Source organism: Roseitalea sp. MMSF_3546 (assembly GCF_030732865.1).
GTDB lineage: Bacteria > Pseudomonadota > Alphaproteobacteria > Rhizobiales > Rhizobiaceae > Roseitalea.
Genome location: NZ_JASHKB010000018.1, coordinates 24588 through 45097, shown reverse-complemented (window position 1 = coordinate 45097; position 20510 = coordinate 24588). Strand labels below are relative to the sequence as shown.

General features: G+C 67.3%; 20 protein-coding genes. 9 read left to right on the top strand and 11 right to left on the bottom strand.

Annotated elements, in window-relative coordinates; translation table 11 throughout:
• Positions 1-10: 10 nt before the first annotated feature.
• The 3 genes from RBB34_RS14090 to RBB34_RS14080 form a co-directional block, all read right to left on the bottom strand.
• Positions 11-841, bottom strand: a complete 831-nt coding sequence (locus RBB34_RS14090) for a carbohydrate ABC transporter permease (RefSeq protein ID WP_306119869.1) — start codon at positions 839-841, stop codon at positions 11-13.
• A complete protein-coding gene (locus tag RBB34_RS14085; RefSeq protein WP_306119868.1) occupies positions 841-1701 on the bottom strand; it encodes a sugar ABC transporter permease in 861 nt (286 codons plus the stop codon). Before RBB34_RS14085 ends, RBB34_RS14090 begins: the two co-directional genes overlap by 1 nt.
• 69 nt (positions 1702-1770) lie before the next feature.
• Positions 1771-3135 (bottom strand): extracellular solute-binding protein, encoded by a 1365-nt coding sequence (locus RBB34_RS14080; RefSeq protein ID WP_306119867.1) that lies wholly within the window; start codon positions 3133-3135, stop codon positions 1771-1773.
• Positions 3136-3278: 143 nt separating this feature from the next.
• On the opposite strand from RBB34_RS14080, the gene RBB34_RS14075 reads away from it, so the two are divergent.
• The 4 genes from RBB34_RS14075 to RBB34_RS14060 are packed head-to-tail and all read left to right on the top strand — an operon-like array spanning position 3279 to position 6568.
• Positions 3279-4298: a sugar-binding transcriptional regulator gene (locus RBB34_RS14075; RefSeq protein WP_306119866.1), complete on the top strand. Its 1020-nt coding sequence runs from the start codon at positions 3279-3281 to the stop codon at positions 4296-4298.
• A 52-nt stretch (positions 4299-4350) separates the two neighbouring features.
• The gene (locus RBB34_RS14070; RefSeq protein WP_306119865.1) at positions 4351-5067 is read left to right on the top strand and encodes a creatininase family protein; all 717 of its coding nucleotides are present in this window, start codon (positions 4351-4353) and stop codon (positions 5065-5067) included.
• Positions 5068-5076: 9 nt separating this feature from the next.
• Positions 5077-5439 carry a RidA family protein gene (locus RBB34_RS14065; RefSeq protein WP_306119864.1) on the top strand — a complete coding sequence of 121 codons (363 nt, stop codon included), beginning with the start codon at positions 5077-5079 and terminating at the stop codon, positions 5437-5439.
• Between the two features lie 31 nt (positions 5440-5470).
• The gene (locus RBB34_RS14060) at positions 5471-6568 is read left to right on the top strand and encodes an ABC transporter ATP-binding protein (RefSeq protein WP_306119863.1); all 1098 of its coding nucleotides are present in this window, start codon (positions 5471-5473) and stop codon (positions 6566-6568) included.
• Between the two features lie 41 nt (positions 6569-6609).
• On the opposite strand, the gene RBB34_RS14055 is transcribed toward RBB34_RS14060, so the two are convergent.
• The 6 genes from RBB34_RS14055 to RBB34_RS14030 all read right to left on the bottom strand — a co-directional run bounded on the left by RBB34_RS14055 (position 6610) and on the right by RBB34_RS14030 (position 13377).
• Positions 6610-7629, bottom strand: a complete 1020-nt coding sequence (locus RBB34_RS14055; protein ID WP_306119862.1) for an aminoglycoside phosphotransferase family protein — start codon at positions 7627-7629, stop codon at positions 6610-6612.
• Between the two features lie 27 nt (positions 7630-7656).
• Positions 7657-8511: a metal-dependent phosphohydrolase gene (locus RBB34_RS14050; RefSeq protein ID WP_306119861.1), complete on the bottom strand. Its 855-nt coding sequence runs from the start codon at positions 8509-8511 to the stop codon at positions 7657-7659.
• Positions 8512-8547: 36 nt separating this feature from the next.
• Positions 8548-10716 carry an adenylate/guanylate cyclase domain-containing protein gene (locus tag RBB34_RS14045; protein WP_306119860.1) on the bottom strand — a complete coding sequence of 723 codons (2169 nt, stop codon included), beginning with the start codon at positions 10714-10716 and terminating at the stop codon, positions 8548-8550.
• 155 nt (positions 10717-10871) lie between these two features.
• Complete coding sequence (locus RBB34_RS14040) at positions 10872-11765, bottom strand: FecR domain-containing protein (protein ID WP_306119859.1); 894 nt, start codon at positions 11763-11765, stop codon at positions 10872-10874.
• Between the two features lie 208 nt (positions 11766-11973).
• Entirely contained in the window at positions 11974-12375 is a 402-nt protein-coding gene (locus tag RBB34_RS14035; RefSeq protein WP_306119858.1) for a DUF4345 domain-containing protein, read from the bottom strand.
• Positions 12376-12531: 156 nt separating this feature from the next.
• On the bottom strand, positions 12532-13377 hold the full coding sequence (locus RBB34_RS14030; protein ID WP_306119857.1) for a DUF1206 domain-containing protein: 846 nt from the start codon (positions 13375-13377) through the stop codon (positions 12532-12534).
• A 174-nt stretch (positions 13378-13551) separates the two neighbouring features.
• On the opposite strand from RBB34_RS14030, the gene RBB34_RS14025 reads away from it, so the two are divergent.
• From RBB34_RS14025 to RBB34_RS14005, 5 genes are all read left to right on the top strand, one after another.
• Entirely contained in the window at positions 13552-14184 is a 633-nt protein-coding gene (locus RBB34_RS14025; RefSeq protein WP_346432543.1) for a class I SAM-dependent methyltransferase, read from the top strand.
• Positions 14185-14366: 182 nt separating this feature from the next.
• The gene (locus RBB34_RS14020) at positions 14367-15011 is read left to right on the top strand and encodes a TetR/AcrR family transcriptional regulator (RefSeq protein ID WP_306119856.1); all 645 of its coding nucleotides are present in this window, start codon (positions 14367-14369) and stop codon (positions 15009-15011) included.
• Positions 15012-15201: 190 nt separating this feature from the next.
• Entirely contained in the window at positions 15202-16353 is a 1152-nt protein-coding gene (locus tag RBB34_RS14015; RefSeq protein WP_306119855.1) for a Gfo/Idh/MocA family oxidoreductase, read from the top strand.
• A 3-nt stretch (positions 16354-16356) separates the two neighbouring features.
• Positions 16357-17514: a dihydrodipicolinate synthase family protein gene (locus RBB34_RS14010; protein WP_306119854.1), complete on the top strand. Its 1158-nt coding sequence runs from the start codon at positions 16357-16359 to the stop codon at positions 17512-17514.
• Position 17515: 1 nt separating this feature from the next.
• Positions 17516-18337: a sugar phosphate isomerase/epimerase family protein gene (locus tag RBB34_RS14005; protein WP_306119853.1), complete on the top strand. Its 822-nt coding sequence runs from the start codon at positions 17516-17518 to the stop codon at positions 18335-18337.
• 92 nt (positions 18338-18429) lie between these two features.
• Here RBB34_RS14005 and RBB34_RS14000 read toward each other — a convergent pair whose 3' ends face one another.
• Both RBB34_RS14000 and RBB34_RS13995 read right to left on the bottom strand, forming a co-directional pair.
• Positions 18430-19953, bottom strand: a complete 1524-nt coding sequence (locus RBB34_RS14000; RefSeq protein ID WP_306119852.1) for a tripartite tricarboxylate transporter permease — start codon at positions 19951-19953, stop codon at positions 18430-18432.
• On the bottom strand, positions 19953-20462 hold the full coding sequence (locus RBB34_RS13995; RefSeq protein WP_306119851.1) for a tripartite tricarboxylate transporter TctB family protein: 510 nt from the start codon (positions 20460-20462) through the stop codon (positions 19953-19955). The genes RBB34_RS14000 and RBB34_RS13995 overlap by 1 nt, the downstream gene beginning before the upstream one ends.
• Positions 20463-20510: the final 48 nt, after the last annotated feature.

The following is a 20510-nucleotide window of genomic DNA, read 5'->3' as shown; positions in this document are numbered from 1 at the left end:
GCCGTTCACCTTACTTCACCGCCCCGCTGGCCAGCCCTTCGACGATATGGCGCTGGGCGAAACCGACAAAGATCAGCGCCGGAACCATGGAGCAGATCGAAATCGCCGCGATCAGCGGCCAGTCAAAGCTCATCGTGCCGGCAAGGCCGGCCACGACGACGGGCACGGTCTGCGCATCGCGCGATGTCAGGAAGAAGGCGAGCAGGAACTCGTTCCAGGAGAAAATGAACACGATCACCGCCACCGAGGCGATCATCGGCCGGGCGATCGGCACGATCACCATGTAGAGCGTCTGCCACGGCCTGGCGCCATCGAGCATGGCAGCCTCGTCCAGATCGACCGGCATGGCCCGGAAATAGGTCATCAGGAGCCAGACCGACAGCGGCAGGGTCAGCGTCAGATGCGCCATGGCGACGGCAAGGCGCGTGTCGAGAAGGCCCAGGCCCTTGAACAGCACGTAAAGCGGCAGGATGATCGCAAACAGCGGCGCAAGGCGGATCGACAGCACCCAGAAGCTGAGGTTTTCCTGGGCGGCGCCGCGCATGCGCGCCAGCGCATAGGCGGCCGGCACGCCGATGGCGAGCGACAGGATCACATTGGTGACGGCAATGGTAAACGAGTTGGCAAAGGCGCCCACGAGCCCGCTGGCCACGATCTTCTCATAGGCCTCCAGCGATGGCGTGAAGATCAGTCGCGGCGGCACCTCGAGCGAGGCGGCGCGCGTCTTCAGCGAGGCGAGCGCCAGCCAGATCAGCGGGAAGACGACGAACACCATGACGGCGCCCAGAAACCCCCAGCGGATCGCGGTCAGGGCACGGTCGTAGCGGCGCGGCGCGCTCATCATGCGGCCCCCACCTGGCCCCGCACGAAGCGACGGAAGACCAGCAGCGCACCGGCGAGCGTGATTGCCAGCATGATCACGCCGAGCGCCGCGGCCTGGCCGAAATCGAGCTCCTGAAAGGCGGTGCGCCAGCCGAAGATGGACAGGATCTGCGTGGCGCGCCCCGGCCCGCCCCTGGTCATCACATAGATGAGCTCGAAGGTGTTGATGGCGTCGACCAGCCGGAACATGATCGCAACGAAAAGCGCGCCCTTGAGCAGCGGCAGCGTGACGAAGAAGAATTCGTGGAACGGATTGGCCCCGTCCATGCGCGCCGCTTCATAGAAGTCGCGCGGGATCGACTGCAAGGCGGCAAGGAAGATCAGGAACATGAAGGGCGTGCGGCTCCACACATCGGCAATGACGACGGAAACCAGCGCGGCGCGCGGTTCGGCCAGCGGATTGAGGTCGAGCCCGGCCATGGGCAGCAGATAGGCGCCCAGAAAGCCGATCTCGCCATTGAGCAGGAAGCGCCAGGTGAAACCGGCGACCACCGGCGGAATGACAAGCGGCATGACGACGATGGCGCGCATCCAGCCGGTGCCGGCGCGCGCGAAGGTCAGTGCCAGGCCCATGCCGAGACCGAGCATCAGCACGGTCGACAACACCAGATAGGCACCGGTGACGCGCAGGGACTGCCAGAAGTCCGCGCCGCCGGTCAGGCGCGCGAAATTGTCCAGCCCTATGAAGAACCGTTCCGGATCGGTCACCAGCCAATGCTGGGTGCTCATCCAGAACAGATAGACGGTGGGAAAGAGCACCACCGTGCCGAGGGCGACCACCATCGGCAAGACGAACCAGAACCGCCAGCTAACAGCCATGTTGGGACGTGCCCGATCGTGCCTGTCCGCGCCGGACGCCGGTCCGGCGCGGACTTTCGTGCGCGGCGCTCACTCGTAGTAGCCGGCGCGTTCCATGCGCTCTTCGGCCCAGGCCTGAAGCTCCTCGAGCGCCTCGTCGACCGTCTTGGAGCCGGAGATCGCCTCCGAGGCGGCCGTGCCGATGCGTTCCATGAAGGCGTTGAGTTCGGGGATATAGGGGAAGTAATGCGGGTTGGCCTGCTCGTAGCTGGCCTCGATCTGCGACAGCATCTCGGCCGGCCACTTGGCCGTCAGGACCTCGCCATTGGTGATCGAGGGGAAGGTGGAGTAGGGCCAGCCGACGGTTTCGGCAAAGCCCTGCATGGCCTGCTCGCCGGTCAGGAAGGCCAGCGTCCTGAAGGCTTCCTCCTTGTTCTCGGAAAAGGCGCTGACGCCGACCGAGAAGGTCCAGAAGCTCTGGATCGGCTCGCCCGAGGGCCCTTTGGGCGATGGCGCAAACGCGGTGTGGTTCGCCACGTCCTCGTTCTCCGTGCCGCCAAGCGCGGCAAAGCCGTTGATCGCCGAGGGCATGAGAACCACCGCCTGGCCGGCGCCGTACAGGTTCATCATGTCGACCCAGGTATGGGTGGCGATGCCGTCGGGGCCATATTCGCGCGACCATTCAACGAAAGCCTCGAAGCCGGGCCGGAAATCGCCGGTGAAGATCGGCCTGGCGTCGGTCTGGCGAATTTCCTCGGGCGTGGTCGCCCCGCCCTCGAACCAGGCCGGATAGCCCGCATAGGCATAGACGAAGCCGGCAAGATCGAGGCTCGGCTCCTCGCCCGGCGCGCCGCGCATGGTCAACGGATAGACATCGCTCATGCCGTCTTCTTCAAGGCCCGCCTTGATCGTGGCGAGGACATCCTCGAGTTCGGCGGTGGTGGCCGGGAACGCCTCGATGCCGTACTTGTCGAAGATGTCCTGTCGGTAGATCACGCCGGCGCCGAAGGAGTAGTAGGGCAGCGCCCAGAGCTGGCCGTCGACGCGGTTGGCCTCCAGGAACTGCGGGTAGACGGCCTCGGGATCGAAATAGTCGGTCGCGGTCGCCAGCAGGTCGTCGAGCGGTTCGAGGTAACCGGCATAGGAGAAGGTCTGCACCGCCCCGTCCGAGCCGAGCATGACCAGGTCGTAGGTGCCGGTCTGGTTGACCAGGTCGAGCAACACCTTCTGGCGCGCGGTCTCCTCGTCGGCGAACTCGATATTGACCGTGATGTCGTTGGCCTCCTCGAAGGCGCGCAGCTTGTCGGTCTTCTCGGTGCCCGACACGCCGAACATGTCGGCCCAGGCGAAGCCGGGGGCAAAGGCGACGATGTTGATCTCGGTCTGGGCGCTGGCGGATGCCGGCAGGGCGAGCGTCATGGCCGCCGCGGTCAGCAATCTGGCTGATGCTTTCAATTTCACCTCCATCGATCGGCTGTCTTGTCGTCCGCCGTGCACAGCGCCGAACCCGGCACGGAGTGTCATTGACACAGGGCTAGCACAATTGTAATGACCTATCAACAAAAATTGCAAAACCGGCGAAACGGCGGGAAACCGAGTTGACTTCGACAATGCAGAGCGTGGCGCAGACCGCTCCGGCCGAGGCCGACCTCGCCGATGGCGAGCGCGCCCGCATGCTGCGCGCCGCCTGGCTGTATTTCATCGAGGAAAAGACGCAGTCGGAGATCGCCGACGCGCTGGGCCTGTCGCGGTTCAGGGTCAACCGCATGCTGGCCGAATGCCGCGAACAGGGACTGGTGCGTGTCGAGGTCACCGCACCGCTCGCCTCCTGCGTGGCCCTCGAACAGAAGGCCATCAAGACGTTCGGCCTGCTCGACGCGGTGGTGGTGCCGAGCCCCGTGGCGCCCGAACGCACCCATGCCATGATCGGGGCCGGCCTTGCCCGCTACATGTCCGAGCAGGTCGCCGATCCCGAAAACACCGTGTTCGGGCTGGGCTGGGGCCAGACCATGCGCGAGATGCTGCGCTTTCTGCGTCCGGTCTCGCGCCCCGAAGGCAAGATCGTCACCCTGCTCGGCACGCTGCCCCGGTCGTCCGAAGAGAACGCCATTGAAATCATTGGCAAACTCGGCCGCCTGCTCGATGCCGAGCGCTACTACATGACCGCGCCGATCTACGCCGATACGCCGGAGGCGCGCTATGTGCTGACCGGCCAGCAATTCTATTCCTCCGTCCTCGAGCTGATCTTGCGCAGCGACGTGGCCTGCTTTGCCGCCGGCGACATGAGCGAAGCCTCGCTGCTCGTTCGGCACGGCCTGCCGCGCGGCGTGACGGCGACCGATCTTGCCGCGGCGGGCGCGGTCGGCGACCTGCTGGGCACCTTCATCGACATCAATGGCACCCCGATCGATCACCCCATCAACCGCCAGCTTGTCGGGCCGGGGCTTGCCGAACTGCGCATGATGAAGTCGCTGGTGCTGGCATCGGGCGGCGCCGGCAAGGTCGATGTGATCACCGGTGCGCTGCGCACCGGGCTGATCCATGTGCTGGTCACCGACGAGGCGACCATGCGTGCCGTGCTGGCCGCAACGGAACAGGCGGCGTCGGATGCGGCGTGAGGTGCACGAATGATGATCGGCAGCAACAAAAGTGCGAACGGAGGCCGCGGCCATGCTTGAATGGAAACGCCTGACCAATCACGAGGTCGACGCGCTCGACCGGCGATTGCCGGTGCTGATCCCGATCGGGCTGATCGAGGCGCACGGCCCGCACCTGTCGCTCAGTGTCGACATCGACACCGCCGAGTATTTCTCCCGCGCCATCTGCGAACGCACCGGCGCCATCCTGGCACCGGGCCTGCCCTATGGCTTTGCCGACGAGATGCGCGACTATCCGGGCACGATCGGACTGACGACGGGCACGTTCACCAACGTCATCGCCGAACTGGGCGGCATGTTCTGCTTCCACGGCTTCGAACGGCTGATCTTCGTGAGCGGGCACGGCGCCAACAAGGCGGCCTGCGAAGCCGCGTTCTGGACGATCTGGCAAGGCTATCCCGACGCCAGGCTGGCCTGCTGGAACTGGTGGACCGAAGCGGGCATCGGCGGCATCCACCACGCCGACAAGGGCGAGACCGAGGTCGCCGCGGTGACCGGCGCGGTCTATCATCCCGAGCGCGCCCGCGACTACACGATCGAAAAGCCCTGGTACAAGCTGCGCTCGCGGCACGCCATCCATCCGGATTCGGGCGGCATAAACGGCGAGCCGACCAGGGCCGATCTCGAAGCGGGGCGAGCCAATCGCGACAGGACCGTCGAGGTCCTCTCGCAGAAGGTCGCCGACATCATGCGTGCCGAGGGCCTGACCCCGGCGCCAACTGCCCGATAGGACCCGATCATGACCGAGACGATCAAGCGATACCGGACCGGCCAGCGCATGAGCCAGGTGGTGGAGGTGCCCGCCGGCGCCAGCATGCTGCACTTCGCCGGCCAGATCTCGTCGGACCGCACACTCGATCTGGATGGGCAGACCCGAAACATACTGGCCAAGCTCGATACGATGCTCGAGGAAGCCGGCTCGGAGCGCGCCAAGATCGTCTCGGCGATGATCTGGCTGTCGGACATCCGCACGCGCCACCAGGTCAATGCGATCTGGGACGAATGGGTGCCCGAGGGCGCCGCTCCGGCGCGCGCCTGTGTCGAGGCGCGGCTGGCCGAGCCAACCGATCTGGTCGAAATCCAGATCGTCGCCATCAAATGAGGGCGGCGACGATTTTCAAGGCAAGCCGGCCATGGTGACGGTCACGCTCGAGCACGTCCGCAAGAGCTTCGGCGAACTCGAAGTGCTCAAGGACATCTCACTCGACATCAAGGATCGGGCGTTCGTTGCGTTCGTCGGCCCCTCGGGCTGCGGCAAGTCCACGCTGTTGCGCGTGATCGCCGGGCTCGAACAGGTCAATGCGGGCGAGATCCGCTTCGGCGACAGGCGCATGAACGCGGTGCCCGCGCCCGACCGAGGCGCGGCGATGGTCTTCCAGTCCTATGCGCTCTATCCGCACATGACGGTGTGGGAGAACATGTCGTTCAGCCTGCGCATCAAGGGGGTCGGCCGCGCCGCGCGACGGCGCCGGGCGGCCGAGGTCGCCGGGCTGCTGCAACTGGACGACCTGCTCGACCGCAAGCCGGGGCAGTTGTCGGGCGGCCAGCGCCAGCGCGTCGCCATCGGCCGCGCCCTGATGCGCGAGCCCGAAGTGTTCCTGTTCGACGAGCCGCTGTCGAACCTCGATGCGGCGCTGCGCGCGGAGATGCGGGTCGAACTGGCCAAGCTGCACCAGTCGGTCGGCAACACGATGATCTATGTCACCCACGACCAGATCGAGGCGATGACCATGGCCGACACGATCGTGGTGATGAACCAAGGCCGGATCATGCAGGTCGGCGCGCCGATGGAGCTGTACACGAAGCCCACCTCCCTCTTCGTGGCCGAGTTCATCGGTGCGCCGCGCATCAATGCGTTCGGCGGCGAGGTCGAGACCGGCGGTGACGGACAGACCCGTCTGCGCTTCGTCGATCACGCCTCGGTCACCCTGCCGGCGCATGACGTGGCGCCGGGCGCGCGCGTCACGCTCGGCGTGCGCCCGGAAAACGTCGACATTTTGCCGGCCGACGGCGATGCCCCGGCGGACAGCATCGCCGCCGATGTCGATGTCGTCGAGCATCTGGGCGCCGAGGCGCTGGTCTATTGCCGCAGCGACGCGCTGCCATCGACCGTGCTTGCGCGCATGGACGGGCTGACACCGCTCGAGCCAGGCGACCGGGTGCGACTCACGTTCGAGGCGCGGGCCTGCCATCTGTTCGATGCCGACGGCCGTCGGGTCGCGCGTGTCTAGACCGTCTTGCCCGACACGCCCTGCCCGTTACGACCGGCCCGTTACGACCGGCCCGCCGCCGCGGCGACGGTGCGCACGATGGTTTCCAGATCCCGCGGGCAGCGGGCGATCAGCGCCCGCGCGGTTTGGCGGACCGCGTCGCGGCTGACTTGATCGAGATACTCGACCGGGGACTTGCCGTCGACGCGGGCAAGCAACAGCGCCGGCAGATAAGCGGCGACGCGCGCCTCGAACGCGTCGGGCGCCTCCGTGTGCAGATGCTTGCGATAGGCCGTCCACAGGTCCCGCGCGCCGCTGAGCCGATCCGCCGCCAGGGCGGGCTGATGGACCGCCTTGAGCAGAAGGTGGTTCAGGCAGAAGGCGACATCGAAGGCACCATCGCCCATCGTCGCGCATTCGGCGTCCAGCAGGACAGGCCCGGTCGCGGCAATGAGGATATTCTTGGGGCTGACGTCACCATGCACCAGCACCGGCCGTGCCGTGGCGAATGCGGTGCACAGCGCGGCCATGGCATCGGCCAGATCCCGATGGACGCGGCCGATCTCGCGCAGATAGGGGTCGAGGCGCAGATCGGTGAAATCGCCCAGATTGTCGAAGCCGCAGGCATCGAAACCGGGGGCCGCCGAGAGTGCGTGCAGACGGCCCAGCGTATCGCCGACGGCGGCGGCGACGGGCAGCGCAGAGCCGCCGCCCAGCATCTGCGTCTTCCAGTTGGCGGCGGCGTCGGGCGGCAGATAGGCCATGGCGAAGCCGTTCTCGCGGTCCGAGCGGCCGAGAGGGCGCGGCGCGCAGCCCGGTACGGCACGCGCGGCGAACGCCAGCCAGCGATATTCGGCCCGGTTGCGCTCGACCGGGGCGCGCCAGTCGGCGGCGACCTTCAGCCTTGGCAGGGCACGCTTGACGCAGACGGTCCGGCCGGCGACCGTGACCGCGGCGATGTCTGACGATACGCCGCCGGTCAGCAGCCGCACCCGGGTGACCGAACCTTCTTCGCCAAGGCCGATATCGGCGACGATGCGCCGGCAGGCGGCGGCAAAATCATCCTCGGGCGGGATCGTCATGGCACGGAAACGAGGCGATGCTGGCGGTCACTGGTTGACGGCGGCGCCGGCGCGCGGCCATTTGGCGCGCGTGGCCTGGAAGATATTGTTGTAGAGCTGGGCGATCCACTGCTTGCCCTCGATGGTCTGTTCGAGATGGCCGATGGCCGGCCCGATATATGGCTGGACCTGCGACCAGAAGAAATCGGGATATTTGTCGATCAGGTCGGCCGGGGAATCATAGCCCAGCTTCTGCGCCATGCCGATCTCGGAGAATTCGTGGAACAGACCGTTGATCTTGCGGTGATAGAAGGGGTCGCCCATCTGCCCGATCAGGTCGGCCGCCCGCACCAGCGCGAACTCGCCTCCGGTGTCGCCGTAACGCGCCTCGCCGGGTATGGGAAAGCGCGTGAAATCGATGGCCGCCGCGATGCGCTCCTCGTCAACGAACACCGAACTGGCGAACCGCGTTCGCGCATAGATCATGCCGCGCTCGACATGATGGGGCGCCAGAAACGCATCGGAAGCGCCGCGCGGCCAGGGCTTGGTGGTGCCGTCCAGATCGATGACGACCGCATCGTCGGTGTCGCCGGCGCAGATGCCCCGGACATAACCGATGTCATGGACCAGTAGCGCGAGCGTGTAATGCAGCCAGTCCTCGGGCTGCACCGATTCGGAAACCAGGCGGCCCCGCAGGATCTGCTGGCCGACCAGCGTGACCATCATGGTGTGCTCGGCATTGTGATAGAGCGCATCGGAATTGCCCAGCCGCTCGAGAACGAGGCGGGCGGCACCGCCGATATAGGCCGCGTATTCGGATTTGCGGCCGGCGAAATACTGGTCGAACAGCGATTTGAGATGGTCGCCGAAGGCCGAGGCGACGACCGCGGTTGGATTGAACATCCCGTTTCCCCTTTTTCGGCCGCGACCGGGTGTCAATCATACGGCCTTTGCCATCACCCTGCCAAAGTCGTCCGATCTTGCAACAAGATTGCGATAAAATGGCTGCAATTGCGGATCGATGGTCGCTCCGACGGCGATGCATTCGTCGACCAGCGCTTCGACCGCGCGGGTGCCGGACGCATCGCCCAGCGCGGCGACGAGGGCGGCATGCCTGTCGGACAGACGCCGAAACGCGTCCGAGCCGGCAAGATCGGCATCGCCGATGACGATGTCGACATCCTGGCGCTCGATGCGGCCGCGGATTTCGATACGGCCGGCGGGCAGGACCGCCAGGTCGGAGGCGTGCCGGCCGGTCAGGTGGGAGACGACAATGGGGTAGCCCAGCGGTCGGCAGCTCGCCTCGATGCGCGAGGCGACGTTCACCGTGTCGCCGATCACCGAGTAGTTGAAGCGGTGGGCCGAGCCGACATTGCCGACGCAGGCCTGGCCGGTGGCGCAACCGATGGCGAGCTCGATCTTCGGCTTGCCGGCCATCAGATCGGAGCCGTTGAACGAGGCGAGCGCCCGGCGCATGCGAACCGCGGCCAGGCAGGCGCGGCGCGGATGGTCGTCCATCGAAAGCGGTGCGTTCCAGAACGCCATGATGGAATCGCCGATGAACTTGTCGATGGTGCCGCGCTCGTCGAGAATCGCCTCGGACAGGCGGGTGAACAGGTCGTTGAGCACGGTGACGATCTCGGTCGGCGACAGCGACTCGCTCAGACCGGTGAACTTGCGGATGTCGCAGAACATGATGGTCATGTCGCGGGTCTCGCCGCCCAGTTCGAGCCGGTGGCCGGCGCGCTCGATCTCGCCGAGCACCTCGGGCGAGACATAGCGGGCAAAGGAGCGGCGGATCATCCGTTTTTCGCGGTCGGCGACGACGAATTGATAGGCGGTCAGAACGCCGAAATTGACCGCCCCGCCGAGCAGCGGAAAGGTCGCGTCGAACAGGACCCCGGCGCGCGCGTAAAGGCCGTAGCTGGCACCGAGGACCGCGACAGCCGCCACCCCGCCCGTCGCCAGCGAGGCGACCGGACCAAAGCGCGACATCAGCACCGTCACGCCAAGGCCAAGGAAGACGAAGACCAGCAGTTCGGTGCCGGCGATCAGGTCCGAGCGCTGCAGGAAGTCGCCCGTCAGGATCTGCTCGATTATCTGGGCGTGCACCGACACGCCGGGCACCGCCTCGCCGAGCGCGGTGGTGCGGATATCCAGAAGCCCCGCCGCCGAGGTGCCAACCAGCACGATGTGGCCCTCGATGCGCGGCCTGACGGTCTCGGCTCCATCCAGAACGTCGATCGCGGGAACGTAAAGCTGCGGGTCGTCGCGGCGGTAGCGCACCCAGATCTGGCCGTCATCGGTGGTCGGCACGTGAAAATCGGCGATCTGGAGGCGCTCGGTGATCGCCTCGACATCGGGCGAGCCGTGGACGAGCACGGTGCTTGCCCCGAGCGCGACGCGCAGCGCCTCGATGCTCAGGCTCGGCAGCGGCCCGGCGGGCGTCTGCCACACGAGGGGCACGCGACGCACGATGCCGTCCGTGCCGCCCGGATCGACGGTCATGGAGCCGATGCCGGTGGCGGCGGCCTGCAATTCCGGCACCAGCGCAGTGGTCGCTGTCAGGCCGATCAGGCCGGACGCGGGCGCCTGGCCGATCTGCACGAAGCCGGCCTTGTCGTAGTCGATCGCGCCGCCCGGATCGGGCGTTGCGGCTATGCCGAGCACGACCGGCATCCGCGCGATGGTGCGGGCGAAGATGGCGTCATTGTCGAACGGTGCGAGCGTATCGCTGTCAAGGCCCTCGCGCAGGACGCGCGCCAGCGCCGGGTCCTCGGCAAGGCGCGCCGGCGAATAGCGGTCGGGTTCGGCGAACAGCACGTCGAAGGCGATGACGGCGGCGCCGTTGGCGCCGAGGCGCTCGACCAGCTCGGCCATGACCGTGCGTGGCCAGGGCCACTGGCCGATGGCGGCGAGCGAGGCCTCGTCGATGTCGACCACGCGCACCGGCAGATCGGCCGGGGCCCGGGGGTCGATGCGCTGGAGGCTATCGAAATAGAAAAGGCGCAGCGCCTGGGTGGGCCAGGGATCGGCCAGCCGCAGCGCGGCCATGACGATGACGAGCCCCGCGCCAATCAACAGGAATGGCCAGCGCAGGCGGGTCATGGGTTACTCCGGTGGCACAATCCAGAAGCTCGCCGTCACTGGCCGGCAGGCCGGATCAGGTCGATGGCCGCTTTCCGCAGGCTCGGCGGTATTCAGCCTGTGCTGACCAAATCAACGTTCCCGATATCGTCAGAGCCCGCGACGGGTCCTAATCGTCAGCAACCGAATTCAGGGTCACATTCGCCTTCACCCTCTTCCTCGTCCTTGATCTTGTCGATGATCTTCTCGATGACCGGGCCTGCATTCTTGCCGCCCGGCCTGTCGGTGGGCGGGGTCGACGTATCGGGCGCGGTGACGGGATCGCCCGCGGCACCCTCTTCGGACCCCTCCTCGATCGCCCGCTGTTCGAACACCCGCGTATACCGGCTGCAAGCGTTCGTTCTGGTCCGGAACGACCGCAGGAGCGATTGCTGCGAGAACAGATAGGGGAAGCCCGTCGATACGATCTCGCCGGCCTGCTCGTCCGATCCGGGCGTCTGCACCGTGCCGTTACGGTCGGCGAAGACGATCGAGCAGCGGCCGCCGACATCCCGGCAATTGACCTCGCTGCCGCCCTGAAGCCCGCAGAAGCGCACGCGGCCCCAAAGGATGGCGCAGAAGGTCTGGCCAAGCTGGTCGACCCAGCAATCGAAGGTTGTGCCGCGCACGCCCAGCGTCGCTGTCGGCGTTCGGATCTGATAGGCGTTCTTGCTGCTCTTGCCGGACAGGAAGCGGAAGCTGCCGCGCACCGTGGAGACGGCGAACCGGCTCGCCGTGTCGGCCGACTGCATCAGCACCTGGTCGATCTCCAGCGAGGAATTGGGACCGACGACCATCCGCGTGAAGTCGTCGAAGCGCACCTGCACCTGGCCGCTGCCCGCGGTCTCGACCCGGTCGCCCTGCGACAGCCGGTTGCCGGTGATGACCGGCCGAACCGCACCGGCAGAGGTCAGCCGGGCGCTCGGATCGACATCGACCGCGGTCGCGATCTCGCTCGCCCCCGCCGGCGCCGCGCCCATGAAACACGCTGCCAGCAATGCCGACAGGCAGAGATTCCGCCACAGGACCATGTCGCGATCCTCCCCCTTGGATAGCTGTCCGGCAGCATTACCTGTCTGCGGTTGCAAATCAAGGCAATCCACCCAAGGTTAAGCAAATGCGCCGCCAATTGCGGGCGAAAGCGGGAAGCCGGTATTGCCCTTTCCGGCAACCAATGGGCCAGGCGCCCGGTTGCGCCCTTGCAGCGGCCGGCGGGGTGCGGGCCATGCGGGACGGACATCACAGGCGCAGGCTCCAGAGCGCCAGCGCCGGCGTGACGCCCAGCTCCATGACAAGCGCCGCCTGATGGGCCGGGCCCGGCAATCCGACGGTGACCGCCGAAAGGAGCCGGGCAAGGCCTCCAAGGATGACGATCAGGGCGAGCAAGCGGAACCTGGCCGACTGGACCTTGCGGCCGGCCACGGTGGTCGGGAAAGCGATGCCGATGCCGAGCAGGAGCCCGGACAGGTAGCGAAAGTGGCTGTCGGCATCCGGCGTCCCCGGGCCGTCCGCCAGTGACGCGAACCCGGCTCCCAGCACGACACCCGCCGAGCCGGCGGCAATCGGCACGGCCGAAAGGACGAAAACGGCGACGCGAAAGGCCGCGCGTTCGCGCCGCCGTGCGGCATCAGGCAATGTCACGGCCTTGCCGTCCCTCTCGCGGCGAAATCGAGGCGCGATGCCGGTTCGACGTCGTCATCGAAGTGTCCCCTTCTTCGGCCGATCGAATCGAGGCCCTGCGGATCACCCTGCGACGGCCGAACCGGTTCACTTGGGTGCGGGCGGGCCACGCGCTTATCAGGCGCCCGACGGCTTGAGCCGTCGCGCCAGGGTCTCGATCCGGTCATCGGACACCGTGCGGGGCACGATGCGGTAGCGCGCATTGACAAAGCAGAACAGCGCGAAGGCCAGCAGGCCCAGGCAAATGGCGATGACAAGCGCCTGGCCGTAGGGCTGCTGCTTGAGCCATGAAAACGTCTGACCCAGTCCGCCGGCCTGTGCCGGATTCGCCCGAAGGGCCGCATAGACGATGAACGCGCCGATGATGGTCACCACCGTCGCCTGGGCGACCACGCCCGCCCGCAATACCGTGTTCCAGCGGAGGGTGAACTCGTTGGCGCGAAGAAAGGACAGGTATTTCTGGTTCCACGCCTTGAGGTAGTAGTAGATGCCGGAGCCGATCGTCAGCAGGCCGGCCACCCCGACGAGCCAGATGCCCGCCGGCAAAGACATCAGCCAGCCCACCGCCTGCACGATCGAGGACCGGTTGCCGGTTCCGCCGCCGGCGGCGAGGACGATGGTGATCGCACCCACGCCAATCGCGCCATGGACGACCCCGGTCGTGACCTGTCCGGCGCGCGCGACAAGGCCCTTGCCGTCGGACCCGTAGGCCTCCAGATCGTAGATCGCGCAGGTGACGCGCCAGAGCGCATAGGCGAGCAGACCCGCGCCGATCAGGCTCAGCACGACGACCCCCCATGTGGATGTCTCGAGCGTTCGGAATGCCGAGGACGTGCCTTCGGCCTGTCCGCCCCGCCAGATCGCCCAGAGCGACAGGCCGGCAACGGCGACATAGACCAGGCCGCGGCCGGCATAGCCCGACCGCATCATCGGCACTGCCCAGGATAGATCACGCTTGCCCATTATCACCTCCTTGACAGCGCAACGCGGCGCCAAAGCCATCGTTCCGCCTGGCCGCCATGCGCGAGGGCCGCACGCGTCGGCGTGCCCTGGCGTCGACCGCCGGCCGGCTTGCCTTCCAGCACCACCGCAGGCACCTTTGGCGGCGGGGCCGAGCCATGGCGAGCGGAGGTGCAGGTGAGCGATCTGGCCGATCTGGCGGGGCGCACGAAGGACGTCTATGCCCGCAAGGGTCTGCAATATGACGACGAGCGCTCGCGGGCGCTATTCGAACGGGGCTGGCTGGACCGGTTCCTCGCCCTTGTGCCTGCCAGGGCGGCCGTGCTCGATGCGGGCTGCGGCGCCGGCGCGCCGATTGCACAATACCTCATCGCGCAAGGCTGCCGGCTGACCGGGATCGACCTTTCGGTCCCGATGCTGGAGCGGGCGCGCGTCCGCTTTCCCCGCGCGCGCTGGCTGGAAGCGGACATGCGCGGGCTTGACCTGCCGGACCGGTTCGACGGGATCGTCGGCTGGCACAGCTTCTTTCATCTCACGCCGGACGAGCAGCGCGAGACGCTTGGCCGTTTCGCCGCGCATCTGCGCGAGGGCGGGGCATTGATGCTGACCGTCGGCCCGCACGCATCCGAAGCGATCGGCCATGTCGGCGGCGAGCCGGTCTATCACGCCAGCCTCGCCCCTGGGGACTATGAGGCGGCGCTTCGCGCGCTCGGCATGCGCATCGTGCGTTTCGTTGCCGAAGACCCCGAATGCGACCATGCCAGCGTCCTGCTCGCGCAGAAGGCCGAGCCGGGCGGGCGACGCCGCTGATCGGCTCGAGCGCGCGTGACGCCGACATCCGTCGCCAGGGTCGTCCGGCAGATCGCGGCCGGTTGGCTTGCGGCCCGATCCGCAGCCGGAAGCGTCCATGCCGGGCTGGCGCCCGCGGCCGGCTCCGGCTTCCATTGGCTCTGGACCTCGACCACGGTCAGGCGCTATCTGACGGTATGAACATGCAGACAAGGACAGCGCCGCGCACGCGCCGCGAAAAGAACGCCGAAGCCTCCCGCAAGGCGATCCTCGACGCGGCGCTGGTCGAGTTCTCCACCCAGGGCTTCGACGGCGCCCGCGTCGACACGATCGCCGCCCGCGCCGGGGTCTCAAAGCCGCTCATCTACGACTATTACGGCGACAAGGAAGCGCTCTACGGCGCGGCGCTCCTGGAGGCCTATGTGCAGATCCGGCAGGGCGAGCAGGCACTCGATCTGGAGGGCCTGGAGCCCGACGCGGCGATCCGCAAGCTCGTCCGCTTCACGATGGACCATTTCCGCGAGAACCCCTGGTTCATCGCCATGCTCAACACCGAAAACCTGCGCGGCGGCGAAACCATCCGCAGCCTGCGGGACGCCGCCGAGATCCAGTCCGGGCTGATGCGCAAGCTCAAGACCATCCTCGACAAGGGCGTCGAAAAGAAGATGTTCCGGCCCGGCGTCGACCCGGCCGAACTCTACATCTTCATCGCGTCGATGTGCTATTTCCCGCTGTCCAACAGGCACACGCTCAGAATGGTGTTCAAGGCGCCCATCGACGATGCCTGGCTCGAACGCCGCGCCCGCGAGGCCGGCGAGATGATCCTGCAATTCCTGCGTCCCCGCTGACGGTCCGGCGCAGTCGGCGCCAGGCAAACGCCCCTCCCGCCGCGCCCGCGGGCGACATCCATCGGGGTGCCTGGACGCATCCACCGCCCGCGCGACGGAAACGCTTGACGAGCCAAGCTACTGACTAGTAGGTAATGTTCAGCATCACAGCGCCCGACAGCGATCTGTCGCGCGCCAAGGGGAGGCATTCATGCACACACGCCGCATCGGGATCATCATGCATGGCGTCACCGGCCGCATGGGGATGAACCAGCATCTGATCCGCTCCGTGCTCGCCATTCGCGACCAGGGCGGGCTCGCGCTCGAGGACGGCGCGCGGCTGATGCCGGACCCGATCATCGTCGGGCGCAATCCGGTCAAGGTCGAGGCGTTGGCCGAAAAGCACGGCGTTGCGCGCTGGACGACCAATCTCGAGGCGGCGCTGGCCAACCCGGACGACGAGATCTTCTTCGACGCCGCCTCGACCCAATTGCGGCCCGGCCTTTTGCGCCAGGCGATCGATGCGGGCAAGCATGTGTATTGCGAAAAGCCGGTGTCGGAAGGGCTCGAGGAGGCGGTCGCGATCGCCCGCCATGCGCGCGACAAGGGCGTCAAGAACGGCATCGTGCACGACAAGCTCGACCTGCCCGGCCTGATCAAGCTCAAGCGGTTGCGCGATGCCGGCTTTTTCGGCCGCATCCTGTCTGTCAAGGGCGAGTTCGGATACTGGGTCTTCGAGGGCGACTGGATGCCCGCCCAGCGTCCGAGCTGGAACTATCGCGCCGCCGATGGCGGCGGCATGGTTTCGGACATGCTGTGCCACTGGCGCTACGTGCTCGACAACGTCATCGCGCCGGTCCGCTCGGTCAGCTGCACCACCGCCACGCACATTCCCGAGCGCTGGGACGAAACCGGCGCGCCCTATCGGGCGACCGCCGACGACGCCGCCTACGCCACCTTCATGCTTGACGGCGACATCGTCGCGCACATCAATTCGAGCTGGTGCACGCGCGTACGCCGCGACGATCTGGTCACCTTCCAGGTCGACGGCACGCACGGCTCGGCCGTCGCCGGCCTGCACAGATGCTTCAGCCAGCACCGGGTCAACACCCCCAAGCCGGTCTGGAACCCCGACGAGCCGCAGGCGCTCGAGTTCTTCTCGCACTGGGAGGAGGTGCCCGACAACACGGTCTTCGACAATGGCTTCAAGGTGCAGTGGGAGCAGTTTCTGCGCCATGTCGTCGACGACGCGCCCTGGAAGTACTCCCTGATGGAAGGCGCCAAGGGCGTTCAGCTTGCCGAGGCCGGCTACCGCTCGGCCCGGGAGCGCCGCTGGGTCGACCTGCCGGACCTGGAGGGCTGATCGATGGCCGTGCTGCACCTGCCCAACGCCGATGGCGGTCTTGCGCCCTTCACGCTGACCGCCGGCCCGGCACCGGAGCCGGGCGCGAACTGGAACCGCACCGCATACGCCGCCGCCCATGTCGTCGCCGATCCGCTGGCCGACAACGACCCCTGGCTCGAGGCGGCCATCGACTGGGACGGCACGCTCGCCTTTCGCGAGCATCTGTGGAGCCTGGGCTTCGGCGTCGCCGAGGCGATGGACACCGCCCAGCGCGGCATGGGCCTTGACTGGCCGGCCGCGCTCGAACTGATCACCCGTTCGACCGCCCTTGCCAGGGCCGGCGGGCACCGCATCGCCAGCGGCGCCGGCACCGAGCACCTCAAACCGGGCCCGGATGTCACCGTCGATGACGTCATCGCCGCCTACGAAATGCAGTGCGAAGCGGTCGAGGCGGCCGGCAGCCGCGTGATCCTGATGGCCTCGCGCGCCCTTTGCCGGGCGGCAAGGAGCCCCGACGACTATCACCGGGTCTATGGCCGCGTGCTCGGCGGACTCGCCAGGCCGGCCATCCTGCACTGGCTCGGCGACATGTTCGACCCCGCGCTTGCCGGCTATTGGGGCTCGACCGACGAGATGGCGGCGATGGCGGTGGCGCTCGATGTGATCGCGGCCAATGCGGCCAAGGTCGACGGCATCAAGATCTCGCTGTTGTCGGCGGAAAAGGAAGTGGCGATGCGTCGCCGCCTGCCCGAGGGCATCAAGATGTATTCGGGCGACGATTTCAACTATCCCGAGCTGATCGAGGGCGATGCGCAGGGCCATTCGGACGCGCTGCTGGGCATATTCGACCCCATTGCCGGGCCGGCGGCGCGCGCGCTCAACGCCCTGGCGCGCGGCGACACGGACGCCTACCGCGCCGCCTTTGGCCCCACCGTGCCGCTGTCGCGCCATATCTTCAGGGCGCCGACGCGGTTCTACAAGACCGGCGTGGTGTTCCTGGCCTATCTGACCGGTCATCAGGACCATTTCACCATGGTCGGCGGCCAGGAGAGTGCCCGTTCGACGCTGCATCTGGCCGAGATTGTCCGGCTTGCCGAGGCGGCGGGCCTGTTCGCCGATCCCGACCTGGCCGCAAGGCGCGCCCGCCCGGTCTTCGCCGCGCGCGGCGTGGAGGCCTGACATGCCCGCGCCCGAGCGCCTGTCGCTGAACACCGCCACCGTCCGCCCGCAATGGAACCTGGCGCAATGCGTCGATGGCTGCCTGCGCCACGGCATCGGCGGTATCGCGCCCTGGCGCGACAAGGTGCACGAGATCGGCCTCAAGCAGGCCGCAAGGGTCATTGGCGGCTCGGGTCTCGCCGTCAGCGGGCTGTGTCGCGGCGGCATGTTCACCGCGCAGGGCGCGCTCACCGATGGCGTGCTCGAGGACAACCGCCGCGCCGTCGACGAGGCCGTGGCCATCGGCGCGGCCTGCCTGGTGATGGTCGTCGGCGGGCTGCCCGAGGGATCGAAGGACATCGCCGCCGCCCGCGCCATCGTCACCGACGGGCTGGCGAAGACGCTCGACTACGCCCGCACGGTGCAAATGCCGATCGCCATCGAGCCGCTGCATCCCATGTATGCTGCCGACCGTGCCTGCGTGAACACGCTTGGCCAGGCGCTCGACATCTGCGACGAACTTGGCGACGGGATCGGCGTCGCCGCCGATGTCTACCATATCTGGTGGGACCCCGATCTGGCCGCCCAGATCCGGCGCGCGGGCAAGCGGCGCCTCCTGGCCTTCCACATCTGCGACTGGCTGGTGCCGACCACCGATCTGCTGCTCGACCGCGGCATGATGGGCGACGGCGTCATCGACATTGCCGGCATCCGCGCCATGGTCGAGGCCGAAGGGTTCGACGGGCTCAACGAGGTCGAGATATTCTCGGCCGGGAACTGGTGGAAGCGCGAGGCCGACGAGGTGCTCGCCACCATGGTGACACGCGGCCGCACGGCGAGCTGAGCGCGCCATATGTGCCGGCAAGCGCGCAAGCACTGCCCTTCAGCATCCGCCGCGAAGGCACCGTCCGCGATCGGGCGAGGCCCGCATCGCGTTCAGGCGCCTTTGCGCCCGAACGCCCTGCTCAGACCGGCCTGCAGCCAGCGCCGGCAGGCCGGGATGCTGACGATGATGGACAGGGCGATCACCGCCGCAAAGGTGGCCGAGATCGGCCGGGTGAAGAACGGGGTCAGGCTGCCATCGGACAGGATCAGCCCGCGCCGCAGGCTCTTGTCGAGCAGCGTGCCCAGGATGATGCCCAGCACCAGCGGCGCCATGGGATAGTTCATCTGCCGCAGGATGAAGCCGAGCACCCCGAACACCACCATCACCCAGATCTCGAAGATGCGCTGGGTCAGCGCATAGGGCCCGATGACGCAAAGAGTGAAGACCAAAGGCATCAGGATCTCGCGCGGCACCCGCAGCACCAGCACGAAGACGCGGCTGAGCAGCAGTCCGAACACGGCAATCGCCAGCGTCGCCAGAACCAGCATCACGGCGACCGAATAGATGAAATCGGGCTGTTCGATCATGATCATCGGCCCCGGCCGGACGCCGTGGATGAACAGCGCCGCGATCAGCACCGCCGCCGGCGCCGAGCCGGGCACGGCCAGCGTCAGCGCGGGAATGAGCGCGCCGGGCACGACCGCGCTGTTGCCGGTCTCAGCGGCGGTCAGGCCCTCCTGCGAGCCCTTGCCGAACTGGTCGCGCTCCTTGGAAATGCGCTTGGCGGTGGCGTAGGACGCCCAGGCACCGATATCCTCGCCGACGCCGGGAATGATGCCGACCAGGGTGCCGATGACGCCCGAGCGACCGATGGTGAACTTGTAGCGCCAGACATCGGTCAGCCGCGGCAGGATGCGGTCCTTTTCGTTCTTGTCGATGACGAGCTTGGCCTTGGCCCGCCACATCACGGTGAGCACCTCGGCGAAACCGAACGCGCCGACCATGGCCGGGATCAGGCCGATGCCGCCATTGAGCTGCGAAAAGCCCATGTTGAAGCGCACATGCGCATGGATGCCCTCCGAGCCGATCATCGCCACCATCAGCCCGAGCAGGCCGGCGATGTAGCCCTTCAGCGGGCTGACGCCGCCGGTAAGCTGGCCGGAGATGACGATGCCGAACACGGCCAGCCAGAAGAATTCGAACGAGCCGAAATTGAGCGCGGCCTCGGCCAGCGGCGGTGCCAGCATGACCAGCAGCAGGATGCCGACGAGCGTGCCCAGCGCCGAGCCCGCCGTCGCCAGCGCCATGGCGTATCCGGCGCGGCCCGCGCGCGCCAGCGGAAAGCCGTCCAGCGAGGACGCCGCGCTCGCCGGCGTGCCGGGAATGTTGAGCAGGATCGCGCTGCGCGAGCCGCCATAGATGGCGCCCACATACATGCACACCAGAACGAGGATCGCCGCGTCGCGGTCGAGCGTGTAGGTCAAGGTGGTCAGCAGCGCGACACCCATCGTCGCCGTCAGGCCGGGCAGCGAGCCCACGAAGATGCCCAGCAGCGTCGCCCAGGCAACGTGAAACAGCATGGTCGGCGCCAGGAACGTGCCGAAGGTGCCGGCAAAGGTCGCAAGTCCCTCCATCACGGCAGCCTCACCAGAAACGCTTCCTGAAACAAAAGGGAGACCGCCGCGGCGGAGACGACCGCAAATCCGATCGCCAGGGCGACCCTGACCGCCCGGCCGCGCAGCGATTGCCGCGGATCGAAGGTGAAGTGGATCACGAAGACGCTGATATAGATCGCCGTCGCCGCAAAGAAGGGCAGCGTGCCGACCAGCACGAGCGCATAGACGATGCTGTATCCGGCGGCGAAGGCGAGGTTCGACCAGCTTGCCGAGGAGGCTTCGGCACCTTCCTGCCGGTCATCGCCGGCGGCCCGCTCGGCCCGGCCCGAGGCCGATGCGAACAGGGCGAGCGCGCAGACCATCATCGTCGCGCCCAGGATCATGGGCAGCAGGCCGGGTATGCTCGCCGGGTGAATCTGGCGGATTTCCAGCCGGTCCATGGTGTAGCCGCCAATGAGCATCGCCAGCCCCAGTGCGAACAGCACGATGGCGGTGATCTGGTCGGCGCGTGCACTGTCGAACCGCATGCCAAGCCCGAGCACAGGTTAAGAAGGGAACGAGTATGGACCGGCACC